This is a genomic window from candidate division KSB1 bacterium (assembly GCA_034506395.1).
In the GTDB taxonomy this organism is placed as follows: Bacteria; Zhuqueibacterota; Zhuqueibacteria; order Thermofontimicrobiales; family Thermofontimicrobiaceae; genus Thermofontimicrobium.
The window spans coordinates 50,108-66,131 of the sequence record JAPDPQ010000020.1 but is presented as its reverse complement, the minus strand read 5'-3'; the positions used below and the strand labels follow the sequence as shown (position 1 = coordinate 66,131).

At 46.2% G+C, this 16,024-nt stretch carries 9 protein-coding genes; all 9 read right to left on the bottom strand.

Features of this window, described 5'->3' with window-relative positions:
* Window positions 1-116: 116 nt before the first annotated feature.
* Window positions 117-1,397 (bottom strand): DUF4861 domain-containing protein, encoded by a 1,281-nt coding sequence (locus ONB37_13210; GenBank protein ID MDZ7401115.1) that lies wholly within the window; start codon window positions 1,395-1,397, stop codon window positions 117-119.
* 501 nt (window positions 1,398-1,898) lie between these two features.
* Window positions 1,899-3,137 carry an N-acetylglucosamine-6-phosphate deacetylase gene (gene nagA, locus ONB37_13205; protein MDZ7401114.1) on the bottom strand — a complete coding sequence of 413 codons (1,239 nt, stop codon included), beginning with the start codon at window positions 3,135-3,137 and terminating at the stop codon, window positions 1,899-1,901.
* A gap of 481 nt (window positions 3,138-3,618) precedes the next feature.
* Window positions 3,619-5,367: a glycoside hydrolase family 88 protein gene (locus ONB37_13200; GenBank protein ID MDZ7401113.1), complete on the bottom strand. Its 1,749-nt coding sequence runs from the start codon at window positions 5,365-5,367 to the stop codon at window positions 3,619-3,621.
* 459 nt (window positions 5,368-5,826) lie between these two features.
* Entirely contained in the window at window positions 5,827-7,080 is a 1,254-nt protein-coding gene (locus ONB37_13195; protein ID MDZ7401112.1) for a glycoside hydrolase family 88 protein, read from the bottom strand.
* Between the two features lie 396 nt (window positions 7,081-7,476).
* Window positions 7,477-8,784, bottom strand: coding sequence for an ATP-binding protein (locus tag ONB37_13190; protein MDZ7401111.1), 1,308 nt, complete (start codon window positions 8,782-8,784; stop codon window positions 7,477-7,479).
* Window positions 8,785-9,052: 268 nt separating this feature from the next.
* Window positions 9,053-11,701: a beta-N-acetylhexosaminidase gene (locus ONB37_13185; GenBank protein MDZ7401110.1), complete on the bottom strand. Its 2,649-nt coding sequence runs from the start codon at window positions 11,699-11,701 to the stop codon at window positions 9,053-9,055.
* 232 nt (window positions 11,702-11,933) lie between these two features.
* A complete protein-coding gene (locus ONB37_13180; protein MDZ7401109.1) occupies window positions 11,934-13,568 on the bottom strand; it encodes a glycoside hydrolase family 28 protein in 1,635 nt (544 codons plus the stop codon).
* Window positions 13,569-13,970: 402 nt separating this feature from the next.
* On the bottom strand, window positions 13,971-15,221 hold the full coding sequence (locus ONB37_13175) for an Nramp family divalent metal transporter (protein MDZ7401108.1): 1,251 nt from the start codon (window positions 15,219-15,221) through the stop codon (window positions 13,971-13,973).
* A 467-nt stretch (window positions 15,222-15,688) separates the two neighbouring features.
* Window positions 15,689-15,889, bottom strand: coding sequence for a hypothetical protein (locus tag ONB37_13170; GenBank protein ID MDZ7401107.1), 201 nt, complete (start codon window positions 15,887-15,889; stop codon window positions 15,689-15,691).
* Window positions 15,890-16,024 lie beyond the last annotated feature (135 nt).

Sequence of the window (16,024 nt, the reverse complement as noted above, 5' to 3'; positions counted from 1 at the left end):
AAGGTAAAACTTTTTATTGGCAAATAAAAATGATGAACGGCAAGTAAAATTCCATCATTAATTGTGATGCTGTTCGTAATTCTGCTGCAATTGAATTCGATGCTAGGCTGCTACGATCAGTCACCCCAATCAAGGATAATCGGTTGATTCAATTTCTTCACCGTAGCATTCAAATAATCGACAAACGCTTGTTGAGTTTTGATCCCGTTCGGCTCCTGAACCCAAGCAGCCAGAAAATAGTAGCTCAACCTTCCATTTTCGGGTTTCAAAACCACTACCTGATTAAGATCGTCTTCAGTTAGCTGAAGCAATTGATCCCCAGGATACAGCACTGCAATACCCAATTCATCTTCTTGGCTTGCCAGACTTTGCTTTCCCCAGAGCCCTATATAGCCCCATTCGCCGGATCGCTCAGGTTTGGTGCTAAAAAAAATTGTGTTTTCATGCTTGGCCAATCCAGTGCAAATATTTTCCAGCTCCCCATCGATCCTCAGCTCTGTTTTCGTCAACCGCGAACCGGCAAAGATCGAAAGGTCAGAGGTCAAATTGACCTTCTGAGGCCCCACCTGCCAACCGAAATATTTGGTTCGAATTTGAGAAAAAATAGGCCCACTGGCTAAAATTGCACAAGTGACACTGTCAGTTTGGGCGACGCGATTGGCCTTGCCCTGATACCAGCTGGCGATTGACCCCAGCCCCAAGGATTCGCCTACCTTGAATATATCAGCCCCCCAATCCGACATCTGGTGATAAGATTCAAAACCATCTAATCCGACATTCTGAAGCACCATATTAGGCACCTTCTTACCAAAAATGTCAACGGCATTGCGCCAGTCCAAATAAAAACGATAGCCCACTTTATCCGACTCCCAGCCAGGCCCTTCGTAACGAATATAAAAAGAATGATCAGTGTGCTCAGGTGGGACTCGCAAATGCGAGACGTTCTGAAATGTTCCGCCCTCATACTTGCGATTCACAAACCTACCACCCACTTTGATCGACAGTTCAGCCTGAGTGCGCTTCGGGTACTCTCGCAGCCGAGTGCCTGATGGATGATAGCGAAACATCAGCGTCTTGTTCTCCCGTGGTTTGAAATCCGCTATGACTGCGATCTGGTCTGGATTCCCATCGGCGTCCCTATCGATCGCCTGACTGGGAAGTTCAGCACCTTGGCTGAAAATAACAAATGCATGAGGATTAAAATCGCTTGCTCTGGTTTTTAGGTCATCCATCTCTACAATCAAAGCCTCGTCGACTCGCGATATGTCTGTATTATTTGCAGCTCGCAATTTCAGCGATAGGGGATATTCGGCTTTGATCGTCTCATCAATATCTGGGGAACAACATATCAAAGCACCAAGAATGCTCAGGTAGACAACCATTAAAAATGTTCTCATTCGTTCCCTCCTTCTATTAGTGCTGTTTGAAATTTACCGATAACATGAAGCTTTCGCCTCATAAGTCCATTAATCCTAATTTTTGGAAAAATATAATCACTTTATTTTAAATACTCAAGGTGAATTTTTAGCCATTTCTTTTTCAGCTCCTCAATTCACTTATTTCAATGAACGATTTTGTTAATGCTAAAAATCATCTTCTAAAAATGTTAAGTCCTCAATTAAAACATCACAAGGAAAATCTCATTTAAAAATTGCACAATCCTTTCATCTAACGGCCAATGAAGAAATGCATTGAAAATTTGATCTATTGAAACGTGACAATAAATCTTGGGCTGTTCCCATTCTCATTAAAAGCATTTGCATGATTTTTCGAACCAATCCATGCCAAAATTGTTTTCTTCGATGAACAAACTCCAAACAAAATAGAATAATCTATTTTGAGCAACAACTCTCAATTTAGAGTAGCAAGTTTAATTTTTTTAGATGATCAGGAGTTTATTATCTCAACAGATGATTCACTTCCCGGCCTGCCAAGATCGTCTCATGAATGATCAAATCACTCTCCCCTATCGAAAACAGCACCAGATCCGCCCGCTTGCCAACTTTGATTTCACCACGATCGTTCAATTGATAAAGCCGAGCAGGATTGGTCGTAGCCATCTGGATTGCCTCGGCCAGGGAGCATTGGCTAAATTTCATCATATTGAAAATTCCCCTACCAATGGGCAACGAGGCGCCTGCCAGCACGTTCTGGGCGGGGTACTGGATCATGCCCTCGGGCGTCATCACCACCGTCATTTCGTTCCACACATATTCGCCAGGAGGGAGGCCCGCCAGCTTCGTCATATCCGATGTCAAGATCAGCCGCTCCACGCCTTTGGCACGGAAAAAGGTCTTTACCTCCTCAGCCCGCAGATGGAAGCCGTCCACAATGATACTGGCCCAGAGCCGATCCTCTGCCAGTTGCGGCCAGAGGGGATTGTCATGGCGATGGATGAAATTGGCGCAACCATTGCCCAGATGTACCGAGATCGCCGCACCCAGATCGGTAGCCCGTTTGATTTGCTCCGCCGAGGCATGGTGATGACCGAGCCCCACCACAATGCCCTGAGCGGTGCAGTTCTGAATGAACTCCATCGCCCCATCCAATTCTGGCGCCAGCGTCACTTGAATTATTTTATTCTTAGCCGCCTGATTTAGTTTTAAAAATTCCTCCCAATTGGGCGGCCGCACCCAGGCTTTGTTGTGCGCCCCACGATAGCCATCCTCGGGCGAGATGAATGGCCCCTCCAGATGAAAGCCAGGCACCGAGAGCGCAATATCTGGTTCATGAGCCGCCTGCGCCAAGACCGCCAAATTTTCGCTCAGCCGCTCTGGGGGACTCGTAACAAGCGTCGGCAAATAGGTGGTCACCCCGACCTTCCAGAGCGCCTGGGTCGCCCGACGCACATCCTCGACGGTCAAACCAGGCACCGAAAAATCCACGCCCAGATAGCCATTCACCTGATTATCAATAAAACCTGGTGCGATGAAAATTTGGGCGGCTGAGTTATCCGACAATTTATCAGGCCGAAGGATGCGACTAATTATCCCGTCATCAATTTCGATCACAATGGGCGCAGCGTCGAGATAGAACAGACCTTCGATGCGCTTCAAATGTTTATCCTCGCAATAGAGATTCGATAGAAAATTGACGAGCAACAATAGTGTCACGATGTTGAGGGATTTTTGGATCAAGAATTTCCTCGGAATTGTCTTTTGGATTGGATGATTTTTTCTCCAACGGATAAAAACAACCCAACGGATGAAAACGATTTTGGATTTTAGAATCTATTTCCCCGCTGATGATAGAACAACCACAGATATTTCTTTAATAAAACATCAGCGGTTGTTCTACCATCCGTGGGCAAATTCTTGCCAGGCTTCTCACCTTTCACAAGAAAGCCCTTTTCAATTTTCCCCGCTGATGATAGAACAGCCACAGATATTTCTTTAATAAAACATCAGCGGTTGTTCTACCATCCGTGGGCAATTTCTTGCCAGGCTTCTCACCCTTCACAAGAAAGCCCTTTTTAATTTTCCCCGCTGATGATAGAACAGCCACGGATATTTCTTTAATAAAACATCAGCGGTTGTTCTACCATCCGTGGGGAATTAAAATCCGTTGGGTTGTTTCTATCCGTCGGAAAAAATATTTTTCGAAAATAAATCCCATCCCTCATTTTAATTGCATCATCCTTGCCATTTCCACCGCTGCCACGATCACTGCCCCCAATCCCCTGGGATCATGATCGAACGTGGCTCGGTTGAAATAGAACGCCAGATCATTTCCGATCTCAGTGCCCCGACAGATACCATGTACTGTGCCATCCGCAGCAATTTTTTGGCAGAGCGCCTGCCAACCCTTGAGCGCAGCAGCTTGGTACTTCTTGTCGAGCCAGCCTTGGTGAATTCCCCTGGCAATCCCCAACACAAACATCGCCGTGCAAGAGCTCTCCTCGTACGATTCTGGATGATCCAGCACCTGATGCCACATCCCACTCTTGTCCTGAACTTTGGCCAATCCCTTGATATGCCTTCGATAAATATCAAGAATCTTTCGATAGTGGGGATGATCCTTTGGCAAAAAGAGCAGTGCTTCGCTCGTCGCCCAGATCGCCCAGCCGTTGGCTCGACCCCAGCAGGCGATAGAATTTCGCTTCGTCTCACTGAACCAGCCGTGATAAAATAGCTGCTTTTGCTCATCGAATAGCAGTTTCGAAAAATTGACGATCTGGCGAGCGGCGTCATCGAAATAAGCTCTCTGGCCTGTGATTTTTCCCATTCGCAACAGAAACGGAACGCTCATGAACAGATCATCGGCCCAGACCGTTAACGCCACTGGCTCGGAACGACAAAACGTGCCATTCGTTAAGCGAACTTGTTCGTTCAGCACATAATTCGCCAGCGGCTCGATCACACGCCAATAGTCAGGATTTCTTGTTCGATCAAATAACTCAAGGAATGGCAGGGCTGGCGCTCCTGCATCGTCCAGCATGCTACGCCGAAACAGACGATGATAGCTGCCCCGATAAGCATGATAATGCTCATATTGCCAGCGAAAATAGTCCTGATGCGCAAGGATAAAATCAACATATTTCTGGACAAAATCAAGGTATTTTTTCTCGCCAGTGGCATCGCCCAGCGCCAGAAGGCCCAGCATCATGGCGCCATTGGCATAGTGCCAATCCAGATAAGACTCTCGCTTGAAGGTATTGGTTGGGTTAATTTTTAACTCAAGCAACGTATTCGCACGGGGAAGCGACCAACAAAAAAGTTGTCCCTCATGCCAATAATAATTTTTGAATTCTGACTCGGGTGGCAGAGGATTATCCAGATCGTCTCCTGGCAAAATTCCCAGGCAGAGCCAATTGGAGCGATCCATTTTCGGAGCAATGGGATCGAGCGAAAATTTCACTGCTGTATTTTCATCCCCATTGAACTGAATAGCCCGTAGGAAAAAAATCCAGGGCTTGCTCTTTCTCACTGTTTTGATCAAAATTTTATTTGCCCCCTTTTTTAATTTGAATTGAAGCGTATCCTGAAAAATAAAGCGGTTGTAGGCAATTTCTCTGGGAACCACCAGCGGTCTCTTTCGCTGCGAAAAAATCAATTGCTCATTGAGCCAGATTTTAACGGGATTGCCACAACTGAAGCCAAATAGCACCGAGCTATCCTTTTCACTCAAAATAAAGCTCAGGGCATAGCCGATCCCAATTACCCCTTCGCCGAATTGCTGCTGGAAATCCATCACCTGCATCCCCAGCACCGTCGCCTGGGGCACCAATTCAAATTCAAAGCTGGATTCCCGCATCACCTTATCGGCGACCTTTTTGGCGACTTCGAGCGGTGATTGCGCCAGTAGTAAGCTAAATTTGAGAGTCCGCAAAATGATGAAGAAAAGAAATATCTGCTTTAATCGTCTCATTATTGCCTTCCTTTCTCCACAGATAATAAAACAACTACAGATATTTTTTTGATATGCCCTTGGGAAGGTTATCGACGATCGCAAGGATTTTTAATCGATGCAAGCAAAATTAATTCAAATTGATTGAGATTACTTTTATATTTCCCGCTGATGATAGAACTACCACAGATTTCACACTCGAAAAAACATCAGCGGCTGTTCTATCATCCGTGGGGAAACATGACCAAAAGCCATCAACCCTGTCAAAGCTTTTTTCCATTTCCCCACTGAAACTAAAACAATCACAGATTCCCTCCAATGTAATAACATCAGCGATTGTTTTATCATCCGTGGGGAAACATGACCAAAAGCCATCAGCCCTATCAAGGCTTATTTCATTTCCCCGCCGAAACTAAATCAACCACAGATTCCTTTCTAAGTAAAAACATCAGCGGCTGTTTTATCATCCGTGGGGAAATTTTATTTTGTCTCACCCAGCCATCGATAACAGTCGCACAAAAACCGCAGCCCAAACGCCGTGGCAATATCCCGAACCGTGAGCCACATTTTGCCATCCTTGCTGCGGGTGCGCAGTTCGAAAAATCCCCCTGCCAGGTTTTTATCGGGATGATCGGCGGCAAAGCGATTGTTGAGCACCCACTTCAGCGAGCGCTCTACATTCGTTTTGAACTCATCACCAACACCATACTGAATCAATCGCAGCCAGATGATCCCTGCAAACGACACGGCTGAGCCGCAGGGCGAATTCTGGTTACTTTTGCCGTTCAAATAATTTTGATAATAAATCGTCCCATCCTCTTTTTGAAATTTGGTGTAGAACTGAGCCGTCTTTTTCGCTGCCTCGATATAGCGTTTGTCGCCTGTGAGATCGTAGCCATCCAGCAGCGATTCGGCATACCACAAATTGAAGCGAGGATGGAATGAGCCATCCTCTTTATGATTCGGCATGAAGTCCATCCACAGCCCCTCTTCGCCCTGTTTTTCCACCAGGCTTTCGCACAGCTCGATAAACACCTGTCGATATTTTTCATTCTGGGTGAATTCATACATGTCTTTGAACAACGAACCCTCATTATTCGGCCGAGCCACATCATATAATTGTTGCTGCTTTTTTTCGGGCCAGAATGGGCTATTTTCCTTCATTACCTCGCCCGTGATCGGCTCGATGCTGTCATAAAACACGCCTTTATCCCGAACGTACATATTTTGCAGCATCCATTCCCCTGCCCTGGTTGGCACCTCGGCATATTTTCGATCGCCTGTGACCTCATACAATTTGAACAGTCCCGCAGTCCCGTCCGAGACCGTGGCGAAAACGATAAAATCGATCCCATCGCCATGAACCGCCCGCACCATGCCCTTTAATTTCGGATGATCTTTAATTTCCAGCCCGATCCACCAATCACCAGCCCGTCTCGCTGCCGCCAGAAATTTTGAATTCCTGGTGACCTGATACGCCTCCAGCAAGCCGTAGATCAATTGCCCCGTATGCCAGGGCGGTTCATAATCGTGCCAGGTGCCGTCAAGCCAATTGTAATCGCAGCGGGACTTGCCGTTTTCATCCAGCAGCACGTCGCAGGCGTAATTTGCCCCGTCGCTGATGGCCTGGAGGATGCGATTTTTGAGATCGGTTTCGTTCTGAGCCAATGCGGATTGAAAAATGAATATGAAAACGATTGGGAAAACAGAGAAAAGTTTGGAAACTCGGTTCATAATGAAACGCTCCACGATGGGTTTTAAAAATACAAGGTAAATCTGAAAGGCCAACTTTAAAAATACAAGGTTAATTTCAAAATTGGATTTTAATTTTACAAGGCATATCTTGAAATTCCCAAAAAGCAAAATCCAAATCTCAAATAAATTTCAAAATTCAATTTCTAAATTCCAATTGAACGATGCCATTGGAAATTTGGGAATGGCGTGATCAATTCAAATCCCAAATGTACCAATTCCAGAGAAGAGTAAATCCTGGGGACAAATCGATAATTTGTATTTCGAAATTTTGTTATTGAGATTTGTTTGGAATTTGCTTTTTGTCATTTGGAATTTCATCTGTTGGGTCGTTTTCCGCCAACTGGCGGATTGAAAAAAATAATTAAAGCTTGCAATTTAATCCACCATCCCCATCTGATACGCATAATAGAGCGGCAGAAAGACGAGCTTTTGATCAGGCAACTCCTCATAATTCTGGGTCGAAAGCACATAGCCCATTGGGACATTGGGGTACTCATCCAACAGCAGATGTAAACTTCGCAGCCGCCCTGATGGCCCGCTTTTCACTTCGATCGGGGTAATTGTCCCTGCTCGGTTGATCAAGAAATCGACTTCCGCTGTGCTGCTTTTGGCTTCTCGGGACCAATAGAACAATTCTGGCTGGCCTGCGGCTAACAATTCCTGCCCCACAAACTGCTCGGCCATCGCCCCCTGATAAATGGACAGCAAATCGGATTTCTGATACTCCACCTCGACATTTAGGCCGCTCAATGAGTTCATCAAGCCGATGTCGACCATAATGGCTTTAAACTTTCTATATGAAGCCGATGCCCCCAGTGGTAATCCTGCGGGACTGGCAATAGGAACTTTATGAATTATTTGCGCCATTGAAAGGAGATCAACCGCCTTTTTGATGGTCGGATTGCCAAATTCATCAGCCAGACGGGCATATTTTATCTGCTGACCTACACTTTGAGCAACCGAACTCAATACGGCATTCAAGCATCGCTTATCAGAATATGGCGCATATTTAGAAAAATCTGATCGAAACGTATTGATTAGATTGGATTGAATTTCAAAAGCCCCTCGCATCCGTCCCGACTCTGCGAAATCCTGGACACACTCAGGCATCCCACCGACAAAAAAGTATTTTTTTAACTCTTCAATTAGCATATTGTGGATCGTCTCCGACTGCTTCTGCGGAGGCGAAAGAATTAATTCAGCTACACGATCTTTTCCAGTGGCCATTAAAAATTCAGCAAAACTCATCGGATGCAGATTTAAAAATTGAACTCTACCGACAGGAAAGGATATGTCCTTCATAGCGAACTCAAGCAAGGAGCCAGCCGCAATGACATGAAGCTCTGGATAATCCTCATAAAAGTACCGCAAAGCCATCAAAGCACGGGGACAACTCTGAATCTCATCAAAAAATAGCAAATCCTTTCCGACTTCAATCCGAGTGTTTAATAAAATTTCTAACTCTGAGATAATTCGACTGGACACCAAATTCAATTCGAAGATAGAATGCCACTCTGGGTGCAGCTCCAGATCGACATAATGCACCTTCCCCTCAAAATGATTTTTTCCGAAATCCTTAACCACCCAGGTTTTTCCAACCTGTCGAGCGCCCCGCAGAATTATTGGTTTTCGATGTTTTTTATTTTTCCACTCAACCAGTTTTTTGGTGATGAATCGCTCCATTTTCAATCTCTCCTCGTATTTTCACCTTGCCTTTAAAAATTCAAGGTAAATATAATCATTTGCCTTTAAAAATACAAGGTAATTTTGAAAGAGAGCCTTTAATTTTACAAGGTTATTTTTAAAATCCCCAAAAAACAAAATCCAAATCTCAAATGAATTTCAAAATTCAATTTTTAAATTCCAATTGAATTGTGCCATTGGAAATTTAGGATTGAATATTGTTTGTTTTTTAAATTTTATTATTTGAAATTTTCCCGCCGATAGAAATTTATTTCAGATGATAACAATGACCTTCACTCACAAAATTTCGATCCACAACTCTAAAACAAAATCCCCACTTCCCTCGTCCTTGATCGATCTTTAACAGCAAGCGATTCAATCCTTTCTTCAGTGGCAAGGCCACTCGATCCTCATCGATCTTCACGAACCGCAGCTCGTGGCGCTCAAAGATTTGCTCGCCATTCAAAAATACCTTGATGCCATCGTTGCTGCCCAGCGCTGCCAGCACCTGTTGATCATCGGGCGATTTGATGGTGCAAAACGCATACGCCACAACCCTTGAATCTTGATCAAACAGTCCGAGCAGATCAACTTCGGCGCCCAGGGTTGACGTATAAAGCTTCCACTCGACTTCCGAGCCATCGGGCCGCTTCACCCGATCGCCCAACTGGGGATGAGCACCCTTTTCGCCGCCGATCTCTTGCAGATAGTCGGTCTCGAATCCGATGCAGTTGTTCGGTGCATGCGACGGGAGATCATTATCCTTCTTTGGATTTGGAAAACTGCCACAGATCAGCCAGGTCAGGAAAAATTTTTCCTTCAGTTCCCGAATTTCCAGCCGCACCTGCAAGGGCGAAGGAAGATAAAACCCCTTGGCCAAATATGCTTTCGCCTGACCCAACCGTTCCAACACATCGCTGAGGTCATTCGTTATCCGACGAAATTTTCGCCAATAGACATCCAGCCCGTACGCCCGATTTTCCCGCCCCCAGAGCACCTGATATTGATCAGCCAGTGCATCCCATCGCTGCTTTAGATCGGCTATGATCTCGATGGCGTTGATCAAATGCGTTTCTGCTTCCTGCCAATGAGGCTGGCTCAGGCAGGCTCGACGATAATGATCAGCCGCCACAAGGAGGTTCGCTCGAAGATCAGCCATGAATATCACCTGTTGGCAGGCATAGCGAATATAATCCACATCTTCCTGATAGCGATTGACCTGGGCTTCGTCCAGCAAGTTAATAGCCGCCCGAGTTCGTTGCTCGATTTCATCCCACTGCTCAAGCGAAAGCTGCGCTCGAATGCCATCCTCGGGAATCAAACGCTGCCAGAAAAGGGTGTTTTCCAGATTTTGGACAGCGGGAAATTCGACCAGCGAACTCAATTTCAAAATTGCCTCGGAAATCTTGCCCGAGCGATCCCCATAAAAAGCTGCCGCAAATCGGGCATCAAAATTTTCGGTCGCAGCATTTTCAGAGTTCCAGCCCTGATCGGCGCCGTAGGCGATACCATACCAATTGTTCGAGAAAAAATTGCCGCCGAAATCATCCCAGTTGGTGTTCAATACGCCCAGCGCCCCATGCCGAATCCCATCCCGAACAAAATCTTTGATATTGACTTTGGTAGTGGCAAAATCGGGAAACAGCTTGCGGGAGCAGGAGACGCCCGTGGTCACGATGAAATCGAAACCACTCCCTTTGATCGGCAGGATCATGTCCTCGAACGAGCTGCGGCCGCTGTAATTCCATGGCAGCAGCACGATGTCCTGTTTGAGTTGGGACAGAATCTCCCGATGCTCCAACGCCACATCGGCAGCGACCCAGATGCGCTTATTATGCCTCGCCAACTCGTCTCGAATCCAATTGATATGATTCGAATAGACTGTGGCGAAGCCCAGTTCCTTCACCATGGATTCACTGGCGCCCTTGCCCAATGCCCAGACCTCATCGCACAACACTAAAAATTCTTTCGACGGATAAGCCTGCGCCAATTCCCGATAAATATCCGATAACAGCTTATAACTTTCAGGCATGGCAGGCGAAAGCAGGGAGTTCATCTCTCCCAAAGGTTCGTAGCGGGGATGCTCCAGAATCTTCTCAAAGTGGCCGAACGATTGGAAGCAGCCCACCAGATCGATATGATATTTTCGGGCATAATAGGATAATTCCTGGATTTCTTCCAGGGTCAGCGCCTCGGGCGGGGCGAATTCAGGATGGCTCTGGGTGCGAATCACATGCTCGGTGTAGTAGGTCAGTGTATTGATTTTCAACTCGGCAAAGCGACGGATGCAGGATTTGAAATAATCCATCGTGGGCAGCGGGCCACGGCTGATGTCGTCCAGCACCCCCCGAATGTTGAGCATCGGATAATCCCTGATTTTCATACATGGAATCGCATTTTGATCATGATCTCGGATGATCTGCTTTAATGTTTGAACCCCGTAGAACACGCCCGTCTGGGTATTGGCAGCGATGATGATTTGCGATGGTGAAATAGCCAAAACATAGCCTTCTGGGCCAAGTCGGGCATTGCATTTCAGCCCCGCTTTTTGTAGCGCCTGCTTTATAATTTTATCGGAACTAGGAATTCCCAGTAATATTGATTTCCGAGCTGGTTTTCGGTCGATGGGAATTTTAAGATTAAACTGTTCCCTGATTTCTGCCTGAAGCTGCTCGGCGGCAAATTGATGGATCGGATCGCCGATGCTGATGGTGAGCGATGAGTCGAATTGGAAATTGCTCATTTCGATTTGAATTTCTCTGGGCTGAGGGATTAATTTGAGAGATTGGGTGAGTGGGCGATTGGGTAAATGGGTGATTGGGTAATTAGGTAATTGGGAAATTGGGATTGAGGATGAAAATCCAGGCAAATTAAAACTGATGAGAATGAATAGATTAATTGTGATTGAACGAGTCATGATCAGCACACCTATCTTCGGTCCTCCAATCCGCCAGTTGGCGGAAAACAACTCAACGGATAAGAAGCTAAAAATAAGATCCGTTGGGTTGTTTCTATCCGTTGGTGAAAAAAATCCATATCAAAATCCATTCTGAAATCTCATTTCTAAAATCCAAAATCGTCAATCTAAAATCAAAATCATCCGTTGGGTTGTTTCTATCCGTTGGAAAAAAACTGTTATTTTCAAAATATCATCTTATTTTAACATCCGATTTCTTCGCCCCATCACCAACCTTAAAAATGTTCTTGCAGCGATGAAAATCATTCCCAGATAAAATTATATCGCTCGAATTTTCTCCATGCACAGAAAGAAATAGTCGAACATCATCGATGGGTCTCGATCCGCAAATCATGACATCCTGAGTATTTCTCAGCGTAATCAGCGCCCACTGCACCATCGTTCCTGCGGCTCGAAATCCTGTGACATCCATTCCTTGCACATCATCGCCGACCAGTGCTGGGCGATGATCTGCGGTTTCAACTCTCAAATCAATTTCATTTAATCGAATATCTTTCGCATGGCGGATGTAAAAACCATAAGCGGGCAGCTGGCCGAACATGGTGCTCTCGGGATAATGATCGGGCAGCTCAGGCACATGTTTGAAGGCATCCTGGGGCTGGCCGCCGCCCTTAAAAGTAATCTGGATATGGCTCAGCCCAATATTTTCGATGGGGTGATCGGGCAAGCCCGTAATCGAACAGCCAATGCTATCCGCTGCGTTTGCAATGACGTGGCTGATCTGGACATTTCGAAAGATGCCGATGGCAGGACGAGGCAGGTCCTCCCGATAGACTCGCCCCCGATCGCCCAAGCGAAGAAAGATCGGCACTTTGGGCCCGTCGATGCGAATGTTTTGGATCAGCACGCCATCCAGCATGCCGCCATCCACCATGGTCAGCACAATGCCGCCAATGCCCCTTTCAAATCCGAAAATCGGATCGTGATCCTGCGATGGCTTGACCACGCAATTTGAAATGGTGATATTTTTAAATCCGCCGTGCGACTCCGTGCCCAGCTTGATGGCGTTGCAGTGGCTGCTCACCACGCAATTGGTAATGGCGATGTTTTCGCAGGCTCGGCCAGAAGTGCTTTTCAAGGTGATGGCATCATCATCGCTATCGCCGATGCAATCGGAGATCACCACATTGTGGCAGCCGTCGATGTCGATCATGTCGTTATTTTGATTGCAATGATTATAAACATGAATCCCTCGAATGGTTAAATTGTCGCAAGCCAGGTAGTGCTGCATCCAACGGGCGGAATTGCGGAGCGTGAGGTTTTCCACCCGCACGTTGCGGCAGTTCACCAGCCAGATGACGTAGGGACGGTTAAAATAACGATCAGGCTTCTTCTTGGTGGTCACTTTGAAAGCGCCGCCCTGTCCGTCTATCGTGCCCTCTCCAATCAGGGCGATCTGATCCAGATTTTCGCCATAGATCAGGCTGAATTTGGAGAACTCGTCGCCATAAAATCGGTAGTCTGGCGTTGTGGCGGGATAATCGCTAATGTCGGTGCTGCCCAATAACGTGGCACCTGCCATAAACTGCAATGTGACGTTGCTTCTCAGAAAGATCGTTCCCGATAAATATTGCCCAGGGGGAACAATCACCGTGCCGCCAGTCTTTGCGCAGTCATCAATGGCGGCCTGAATGGCTCTGGTATCCAGCCGAACGCCATCACCCGCTGCGCCGAAATCCCGAATGTTGAAAATGCCAGTTTTGTCTGAGACCTGTGAAAATGAATGGACGTGCGATGCCCCAGAAGTGAAAAGCAAAATGCTCAGCCATAAGCTTAAAGATTTTCTCTTTTGAATTGAAAAATCCATTTTCTTTTTTCCAAATTTCTTATCCCAAACCCTTTCAAAAGTTTTCAAACTTTGAAAGGGTGGCCTAATTAAAATCGAAATCACTAAAAATCATTAGCTCTTGTAGGACAGGTTAGCAACCTGTCCTACAGTTCTAATAGACTGATTCCATCGCTCTGAGCGATGGAATCAGTTGAAATCATATCATTTCGAAAATTGCAAACCTTCGGAGGTGCATCTCAACTCTATTGCTCCCTAACTCCATCATCTATCTCATTCAATCCTAATCGAAATTATTCAAAATCATTTTGGTTCTATTTCTGAGACCTTTCAATTCTGAGTCCAAAAAATAAAATCTCTAGCTCTTGTAGGACAGGTTGGCAACCTGTCCTACAAGTTAGCAAAACAGGTTGGAAACCTGTCCTACAGTTCTGCAATTCCGATAATCCCAATAACCGCCATAAAAATCGTGAAGAGAAAAATAAAAATCATGATCAAATTAAAACCGAGCTTTGCTTGATATTCGCCCATGACTTCTTTTTTATTCTGAAGCAGCAGCATCAGCAAAATGATCACGGGCGTTGCGACGGCACAGAGTACCTGGGAGACGATCATCACCAAAACGGGGCGACCACCGAAAATGGGTACGACTAATCCCAGGCTAACCGTGAAAAGGGCGATCAGTCGATTGTAATATTTTTTCATATCCCTGGGCTGTTCGGTAATTTCAGCCAGAAACCAGGGCGCCAGCAGCAAGTGCGGAAACATCGATGATAATCCTGCGCTGACAATCCCCGCCACAAAAATCGAAATGGCAAATCGGCCTGCCAAAGGCTCCAGCAGTCGCACCATGTCGATGGCATTGTCCACCTTCAAGCCCAAGGGATAGAGCGTGCCCGCTGCGCAGGCCATAATTGCGGCGCTCAAAATGAACATCATAGCTGAAGAAATAAACGCATCCCGCTTCTCCTCTTTGAGATCGCCAATTTTCCAGCCCCTCTCTTGCACCAGAATCGAGCGGACCAGATAGAGCACGCCGCCCATGGTCGTCCCTGCCATGCCCGCAATCAGCAGCGCTGCATTGGCCTCGCTGGGAATCCTGGGAACCAATCCCTTGATCACCTGCATCGGCTCTGGGATCACCATGAACATGGTGGCGATGAAGCTGATCCCCATGATGGCGACAAAAATGGTCAGGATTTTTTCAAAAAATCGATGTGTGCCGTTCCAGAAAAAATAGTAGATCAACCCGCCGAAAACGATGCTCAGAACAATCATATTGATGCCGTTGCCCGATGGCGTCAGCGGGCGTGACCATTCTTTGACCACCTCGCATACCACGCTCATCACGCCCATAAAGGCCACCCATTCACTGATCACCACGGAGAGCAGCACGAAAATCGCCATTCCCAGCCCGAAATGCTTTTTGAAGCTGAACAGCGCCGTCTCGCCCGTGACCACCGTGAACCGCCCAAAGGCGACGATCAAAATGTAAGTGAACACGCAGGACAACAGCAGGGGCCAGACATAGGTCATCCCATAATTGGCGCCTGTGGAAGCCGCCGTGGTAACGCTCCCCGTACCAATATTATAGCCGACTAAAAAAATCCCAGGCGCAATCGAGGCGAAAAAAAGAGAGAGCGTTTTCCAGAACGATTTTTTAGAATTGGTCATTTTGGCTCCGTTGCAAATGGCAGATGTGAGATGGCAGATGGCAGACGTGAGACGGCAAAAGGTAAATGGCAAAAGGCCGATGCGAGTTGGCAAACTGGAGAGATGAAGAAATTTTGCTAAAATTAAAATGATTTTTTGGATTAGATTTTTCCATTTCAGTTTTCTTTATTTAGTTTGGCTGATCATTCTTGATAGCATGGCAAAAATGTGATTCATTTGATCACTGATTGGCTTGAGTTCCTCTTCATTGCAATATTTCAAATTTAACGAAATTTCCAACTGCGTATCGATTTCAACGAGAGACGATCGAGCAATTTCATAAAATCGTTTCCGTTCAACTGCCGAGCTTCGTGAAGCACCTTCTGCGATATTCGACGCCACTAAAACCGCCGCCCGCCTGATCTGCGACGTCAACCCATACAGTTTAGACTTGGGATACCTATCGAGCATTTTATAGTACTAATTAGTCAGATTTCAATCCAACATCCCCCTAAATCCCCCTTCAAAGGGGGACTTTCTTTCGTTCCCCCCTTTGAAGGGGGGACAGGGGGGATGTCAGCAGCTTCCAAAGTAGCTAATTTGCTAATCTGAATAAATAGCACTAGATTAGTGATGAACTCAATGCACTTCTTCCAGACATCCAGCTTTTTATGTCCTAAGTTTAACATGTCAGTTCCCTCCTATTGAATTTGATTTCATTATTTCATCATTCTCCAATCTGCCACCTCACGCTTCATCTCTGCCTTTTTGCATCTGCCATATCTCGTTTCACATCTGCCGTCTCACATATCACGCCTGCCGTC

Excerpts from the sequence above, each read along its gene's own strand:
- ONB37_13210 (MDZ7401115.1), bottom strand. The coding sequence starts at position 1,397 with ATGAGAACATTTTTAATGGTTGTCTACCTGAGCATTCTTGGTGCTTTG.
- ONB37_13200 (MDZ7401113.1), bottom strand. The coding sequence starts at position 5,367 with ATGAGACGATTAAAGCAGATATTTCTTTTCTTCATCATTTTGCGGACT.
- ONB37_13195 (MDZ7401112.1), bottom strand. The coding sequence starts at position 7,080 with ATGAACCGAGTTTCCAAACTTTTCTCTGTTTTCCCAATCGTTTTCATA.
- ONB37_13190 (MDZ7401111.1), bottom strand. The coding sequence starts at position 8,784 with ATGGAGCGATTCATCACCAAAAAACTGGTTGAGTGGAAAAATAAAAAA.
- ONB37_13185 (MDZ7401110.1), bottom strand. The coding sequence starts at position 11,701 with ATGACTCGTTCAATCACAATTAATCTATTCATTCTCATCAGTTTTAAT.
- ONB37_13180 (MDZ7401109.1), bottom strand. The coding sequence starts at position 13,568 with ATGGATTTTTCAATTCAAAAGAGAAAATCTTTAAGCTTATGGCTGAGC.
- ONB37_13175 (MDZ7401108.1), bottom strand. The coding sequence starts at position 15,221 with ATGACCAATTCTAAAAAATCGTTCTGGAAAACGCTCTCTCTTTTTTTC.
- ONB37_13170 (MDZ7401107.1), bottom strand. The coding sequence starts at position 15,889 with ATGTTAAACTTAGGACATAAAAAGCTGGATGTCTGGAAGAAGTGCATT.